The following is a 343-nucleotide window of genomic DNA, read 5'->3' as shown; positions in this document are numbered from 1 at the left end:
GTGGTTGGGCAAGCGCCTTCCAGGCGTCGTGCTGGGACAGGAAGACGCGTCCGTTGAGCTGGTCGAGGAAGTGTGTGGTCTTGAGGCGGTCCATCACCGGACCCTTCACTTCCGAGAGGTGCAGTCCGACCCCCAGATCCGTGAGCCGGTGATTGATCGCCTCCAGGCTCTCGAGGGCCGAGTAATCGATCTCGTTCACCGCGGAGCACATGAGGATCACGTGGCGCAGAGCGCCGCCGTCGACCACGCGATCCTGGATCAGATCCTCGAGAAACCGGGCATTTACGAAGTAGAGGCTCTCGTCCACGCGCAGGGTGAGGACATGCGCATCGGTCTCGACCTC

General features: G+C 62.7%; 1 protein-coding gene. It reads right to left on the bottom strand.

Translation table 11 applies throughout. The features are described from left to right. Positions 1-343, bottom strand: a 343-nt coding sequence (locus FQV27_RS18740; RefSeq protein WP_147101638.1) for an STAS domain-containing protein, incomplete at both ends; no start/stop codon positions are given.

It is taken from the genome of Paracoccus aurantiacus (assembly GCF_007993065.1).
GTDB lineage: Bacteria > Pseudomonadota > Alphaproteobacteria > Rhodobacterales > Rhodobacteraceae > Paracoccus > Paracoccus aurantiacus.
Note: the sequence above shows the minus strand (reverse complement) of the source record. Positions and strands in the feature narration are given on the sequence as shown.